Source organism: Polaromonas sp. P1_E3, assembly GCF_056405935.1.
This window is the reverse complement of record NZ_JBFUBD010000505.1, coordinates 1-1,733: the sequence shown is the minus strand read 5'-3', so window position 1 is coordinate 1,733 and position 1,733 is coordinate 1. Positions and strand designations below refer to the sequence as shown.

Annotated in this window: 1 protein-coding gene and 1 pseudogene; both read left to right on the top strand. The window is 62.8% G+C overall.

Features of this window, described 5'->3' with window-relative positions; all coding sequences use genetic code 11:
• Positions 1-369: 369 nt before the first annotated feature.
• A complete protein-coding gene (locus tag AC1D0Z_RS21065; RefSeq protein ID WP_477660107.1) occupies positions 370-1,380 on the top strand; it encodes an ABC transporter permease subunit in 1,011 nt (336 codons plus the stop codon).
• Positions 1,377-1,733 (top strand): annotated as a pseudogene (locus AC1D0Z_RS21060) (dipeptide ABC transporter permease DppC); the annotation flags it as partial. The gene AC1D0Z_RS21065 and the pseudogene AC1D0Z_RS21060, both read left to right, overlap by 4 nt.

Here is a 1,733-nt window from a genome sequence, read left to right as displayed (position 1 = left end):
GCCAAATACCACTGAGCACGCCGCACCCTCAATCGCTGGCACGCTTCCTGCGTTGCACTGGCATGCTTCCGCGCCCACCATCCCCTTCCATTAACGTCCAAAGCCGCCTGAAACGTATGCTAATGCCATAGGGTTACTCGGTAGCCCGTCACCAGCGGCACCGTCGAAAAACGACGCTATTGTTGCTAAGATAAAAATCCCCCTGCGGCACCACCCGCACCAGCCCAAACAGAACAGACCCATGTTGATGCCATTGCAGCTACTGCATTCAAAAACCGGGGCGGCGGAAAACTCCGCGCGCCCTGCCTGTCACCATCGCGACGGGCATCCCCCAGCTTGCGCCAAGACCTGCCTTAGCATCCCGCGATAATGCTGCGCTTTATTTTTACCCGACTGAGCCTGATCATTCCCACCTTTTTGGGGATGACACTGCTGGCCTTCTTCCTGATCCGCATGGTGCCCGGCGACCCCATTGAAACCATGGCCGGCGAGCGCGGCATCGACCCGGTGCGCCACGCCCAGTTGCTCAAGGAATACGGCCTGGACCGACCCGTCATGGTGCAGTACGGCATTTACATCGGCCGGGTTCTCAAAGGTGACCTGGGCAAGTCCCTGATCACGCAGGAGCCCGTGCTGCGCGAATTCCTCACGCTGTTCCCCGCCACCATCGAGCTGGCCGTATGCGCCATCCTGTTTGCACTGCTGATCGGCATCCCCGCCGGCATTCTGGCGGCGGTCAAACGAAATTCCATTCTTGACCACGGCGTCATGGGGGTCTCCCTTACGGGATATTCCATGCCGATTTTCTGGTGGGGCCTGCTGCTGATCCTGCTGTTCTCCGTACAGCTCGGCTGGACACCTGTGTCGGGCCGGCTGTCAGTCCAGTACTTTATCGAGCCGACCACGGGATTCCTGCTGATCGACTCGCTGCTTTCGGAAGACAAGGGGGCATTCTGGTCAGCAGCCTCGCACCTGATATTGCCCACGATCGTGCTGGGTACCAACCCGCTGGCGGTGATCGCCCGGATGACACGATCGGCCATGCTGGAAGTGCTGGGTGAGGACTACATCCGCACCGCGCGCGCCAAGGGTCTTTCCAACCTGCGCGTGGTGGCCCTGCATGCACTGCGCAACGCCCTGATCCCCGTGGTCACCGTGATCGGCCTGCAGGTCGGCGTGCTGTTCACCGGCGCCATCCTGACGGAAACCATCTTCTCCTGGCCCGGCGTCGGCAAGTGGCTCATCGAAGCCATCAGCCGCCGGGACTACCCCGTTCTGCAGGGCGGCATCCTGCTGCTGGGCGCCATCGTCATGGCCGTCAATCTGCTGGTGGACATCACCTACGGCATCATTAACCCACGCATCAGGCACCAGCGATGAGCACGGCTACCTTGAAACCCACCACGGCACCCGCGCCGCCGCACCCGCTGCGCGAGTTCTGGAACTACTTCAGCGCCAACAACGGCGCCGTGATCGGCCTGGTCATTGTCATCGGCGTGCTGCTGCTCGCGCTCTTTGCGCCGCTGCTGGCGCCGCACGCGCCCAACATCACCAACAACGCGGTGTTCCTCAAGCCGCCGGCCTGGCAGGCGGGCGGTTCCTGGACCTACCCGCTGGGCACCGACGCCATCGGCCGCGACATCCTCTCGCGCCTGATGTACGGCGCCCGCCTGTCGCTGGTCATCGGCCTGGCCGTGGTGGCGCTGTCGGTCATCGTTGGCACGGTGCTGGGC

Excerpts from the sequence above, each read along its gene's own strand:
- AC1D0Z_RS21065 (WP_477660107.1), top strand. The coding sequence starts at position 370 with ATGCTGCGCTTTATTTTTACCCGACTGAGCCTGATCATTCCCACCTTT.